The 4,231-nt window shown below is 36.8% G+C and carries 4 protein-coding genes; 2 read left to right on the top strand and 2 right to left on the bottom strand.

Going from position 1 to position 4,231, the window contains the following annotated elements; translation table 11 throughout:
* Positions 1 to 250: 250 nt before the first annotated feature.
* Positions 251 to 1,012 carry an MBL fold metallo-hydrolase gene (locus tag SGJ10_02915; GenBank protein ID MDZ4757076.1) on the top strand — a complete coding sequence of 254 codons (762 nt, stop codon included), beginning with the start codon at positions 251 to 253 and terminating at the stop codon, positions 1,010 to 1,012.
* Positions 1,013 to 1,107: 95 nt separating this feature from the next.
* Here SGJ10_02915 and SGJ10_02920 read toward each other — a convergent pair whose 3' ends face one another.
* Together SGJ10_02920 and SGJ10_02925 are read right to left on the bottom strand one after the other, a co-directional pair.
* Entirely contained in the window at positions 1,108 to 2,517 is a 1,410-nt protein-coding gene (locus SGJ10_02920; protein MDZ4757077.1) for an MBL fold metallo-hydrolase, read from the bottom strand.
* Between the two features lie 128 nt (positions 2,518 to 2,645).
* Positions 2,646 to 3,506, bottom strand: a complete 861-nt coding sequence (locus SGJ10_02925) for a fatty acid desaturase (protein ID MDZ4757078.1) — start codon at positions 3,504 to 3,506, stop codon at positions 2,646 to 2,648.
* Between the two features lie 172 nt (positions 3,507 to 3,678).
* Here SGJ10_02925 and SGJ10_02930 point away from each other — a divergent pair, with 172 nt between their 5' ends.
* Positions 3,679 to 3,912, top strand: coding sequence for a hypothetical protein (locus SGJ10_02930; protein MDZ4757079.1), 234 nt, complete (start codon positions 3,679 to 3,681; stop codon positions 3,910 to 3,912).
* Positions 3,913 to 4,231: the final 319 nt, after the last annotated feature.

The following is a 4,231-nucleotide window of genomic DNA, read 5'->3' on the forward strand; positions in this document are numbered from 1 at the left end:
GCGGGCTGCTGTAAATAAAAAAGGGCAGCATTCTAAGTTTTAAAATTCGTGTTTCAAACCTTTATATTTATTAGAATCGAATTATGAAAGAGGTCTATTAACGATTAGTCCTTGGTTGGTGTCCCCACCAACCATAATGTATTTGTAGTTTCATTAACCATTATCCAACTGCGTCGGCATTAATCTTTAATCATTAACCATTATAATTTGCGTCAGCCACATTGAACATTACCCATTATTTTTGCAACTTATGGAAATCACATTTTTAGGCACAGGCACTTCGCAGGGTGTTCCCATTATAGGTTGCAAGTGCAAGGTGTGTACTTCGCCCGACCCGCGTGATAATCGCTTGCGTTCGTCGGTGCATATTGAAGTTGGTGGTTTTGATTTGGTAATCGACTCAGGTCCTGATTTCAGACAACAAATGTTGCGACACCATATTAATAAATTGGATGGTTTGATTTTTACCCATGGGCACAAGGATCATGTGGCTGGTCTTGATGATATAAGAGCTTATAATTATATACATAATAAACCAGTTGATGTATATGCAGACGAAAGAGTTGAACGTGTTTTGCGAAAAGAATTTTCTTATATATTCGATGACGAAAAATACCCTGGCGTACCCGAAATACATTTGCATCCCATCAACAGCGAGCCATTTTATATACATCAGCATTTAATTACGCCCATCGAAGTGATGCACTATCGCTTACCTGTACTGGGTTTTAGAGTAGGAGATTTTACATATATTACAGATGCAAATTATATATCAGAAAAAGAAATTGAAAAAATAAGAGGCAGTAAAATTTTGGTATTAAATGCACTTCGTCGCGAAAAACATATATCACATTTTACTTTGGAAGAAGCCGTGGAAATGTCAAATAGGATAGGAGTGGAGACTACTTATTTCACACATATCAGCCATCAGTTAGGCATACATGAAGAGGTGAATAAAGAATTGCCTGAGAATATAAGATTGGCTTATGATGGGCTTGTGGTGTCGTTCTGAGTTTATCGAAGACCAACAGTTTGTCTATGCTTCGATTATCCCGATACCTAGTGGGACAGCATGACAAACTTTCCGAGCATAATTCAACATATACTTTATACTAATTCAAACTCATCTCCCAATTCAGGAATCTCCACATGCTTAAATTTTTTTTCATGCAGCAATCGCAAAAAATTTGTTTGTGCTTCAATCTCTCCATGTACCAAAAATATTTTCTTAGTTTCTGCAGGATTTTGACAAGAAAGATATTCCAACATTTCATTATAATCTCCATGTGCGGAATAACCTTCCAGATTTTCAATTCTGCAATTTACTTGGTGCATCTGCCCAAATATTTTCACTTCTTTATTGCCATTTTTAAGCCTTCCACCAAGGCTTTCAGGGGTGCAATAGCCTACAAGCAATATCGTATTTTGTTTTTGTTCTATATTATTTGCTATATGATGTTTCACTCTTCCCGCCTCGGCCATTCCCGATGCTGATATAATAATACTTGGTTTATTGTCATTGTTCAAAGCCATCGACTGTTCTTTGCTACTTATATAATACAAATCCGGAAAATCGAAAGCATCATTTTCAGGGTCATGTTTCAAATATTCAATCAAATCTTGGTTATAATAGTCTTTGTATTTCCTTGTAAGTCCAGTTGCACCTATAGAGAGCGGACTATCGACATATACTTTTATATGTGGCAATTTGCCTTCATTTTTCATACGGTCGAGTGCATATATAAGTTCTTGTGTGCGGTCAACACTAAACGCAGGTATAATAAGTTTGCCTTGGTTCATCACACAGGTTTCTTGTACAATCTGTAATAATCTTTCTTCTTGGTCGGCTACTTTTGGGTGCAACCTATTACCATAAGTCGATTCACAAATAATATAATCAGCTTGGCGGAATGATTCAGGCTGTGGCCATAGCATATCATTAGGGCGGCCTATATCGCCAGTAAAGGTGAGTTTGGTGAGTTTGTAGTTTTCTGTAATATCTAAATGCACCGCTGCCGAACCCAGTATATGTGCAGCATTGGTATAATGACAATCGACCTGCGGGTGCACGCTGAAATGTTCATGATAAGGTATAGTTTCCATTTGCGAAATGGTTTGCAATACTTCATCTTCACTATACAAAGGTTCGAGCAATGTCTCACCTTTTTTCTTTCTGCGTTCATTCACATATTTGAGATCGTGCATTTGTATATAGGCACTGTCCAACAATAATAATTTGGCCAATTCTTTAGTAGGAGTGGTACAATATATTTTCCCATAAAAACCTTTAGCCACCATGCGGGGTAAGCAACCTATATGGTCAATATGTGCATGACTTATTAAAACGCAATCAACTTTGTGTGGTTCGAAAAGAAATTCACGGTTCATTACATCCGTGTCTACGCCACGACCTTGATACATCCCACAATCCATCAATATCTGATAACCATCTTCCAGCGTAAGCAAATGGCGGCTTCCTGTAACATGCCTGTCGGCTCCACAAAACTTAATTTTCATGTGGCGAAGATAAGGGAGATTTAGGAATTTGCCCCGCCCCTAACCCTGTTCCAATGCTTCGGAATTGTTTCAGGGTCTTTATTGGTTCTAAAAATCAATATAATTATCGAGGTAGAATGGCGTTTGTTTTAGGAGTCAGATATCCCACCATAATGTATATAGTTCTTATCAAATAAAATTCTATATATAGCTTTTAACGGGTGCGTATCTTTTTTTCTTTTGCGTAGCCCTATCAACAAAGTAAGCCACGAATAATTAGGGTGGTCGTGGTGTACATCGTGGTTGCCAATACCCATGCCTAAAGGAAACCAATAAGTATTACTCTCTTTGTGTGGTATGTCGCCAATATGTTCACACCAATGCCTTAGCTTTGCTACAATGGTGGCAAAGTACATAGATGATATAATAAATATAGCATCGAGTTTCACAAAATATATAATAACAAATGATATTAAAAACGATAACGCCATAAATCCAAATCTGATTTTCGGGCCATTTACTTTTCGTTTGGTTTCTTTATCGCTGAAAATGGTAATAGCTATAAACCCAAAAGGAATAAGTTCAGCAAGTATATATAGCAATCTACTTCGTTCAAATATTTTCTTTTTCAAATTTGGCCACAGTGGGTCAGCTTCAGAATTGGTATTTGCATGATGAATTAGATGATATCTTCTAAAAGGTTCAGGATAAAAAGGCAATAATACAATCCCGCCAACAATACTCATAATCCATGAATCGGCAGTGGTTTTTGTAATTGCTTTGTGGGCACCATCGTGCACGCCCACAATCATCGCAGCGTGGTACAGAAACCCAGCAACTATAATACTGTAGTAATAACCCGATTCGAAAAATAGCATACATGTATATATTCCCGCTACCAACACACCAATGGTGAAAAAAGTAGCAGCAGGAAGCAGATATTTCCATTGCCTCAGCTTTTTTTCTAGGCGTGTTTCGTAGCTAGTAGCTGTAATTTCTTCCGTGGACATGCGAGCAACAAATATAAACGATTTTATTAAAACGTTGCCACAGTTTAGTTCTCGATTCTAACATTCTAACCCACACCGCAGAGGTCAGTAAATTGTGGGTTATCAGAAATTAGATTCTCCTTATTGCAATCGAATTGTAATTATACTATATTTGCATTATAAAGCCAAAGATATGAGACGCACCGTTGTAACACCCAATAACCAAGATGTTTCTATACATTTACCTAAAGACTATATAGGCGAGATAGTACTGATTCAACTATTTTTGGCAGAAAAGATTATTGGTACAATAGGAAAGATGTTTTTCGGTACTACACAGAAACTATATTTAATGATAGCGGCGGAGCGAGTATTGATACTGGATATGTATTATATTCACAAGAGTATTGCAGCAGTTCTGAGATAATCAAAAATAAATCGGGGCAAATTGTAAAACATAGTTATGGTGCGTTGAACTATCATGTAATGAACATTATGAAGGGAATCATAAAGTGTATTATACCTATGATAATAAAGGACTGATTATTCAGGTTGATATTCTTAACAGCAAGAATAAAATGGATGTTATACCAAATCTTAAACTAAAATAGTTCTCCGCCAGCGGCGGATTTAGTTTTTAGAATGGTAATACCGAACTACAATAGACCTCTTTCATAATTCAAATAAGAAAAGCCAAATTATAACGGACACTTTATTTTATTGTAGTATCGCTCGCCGCGAACTCC

The sequence above is a fragment of the Bacteroidota bacterium genome (assembly GCA_034439655.1).
Lineage (GTDB): Bacteria > Bacteroidota > Bacteroidia > UKL13-3 > UKL13-3 > CANJUD01.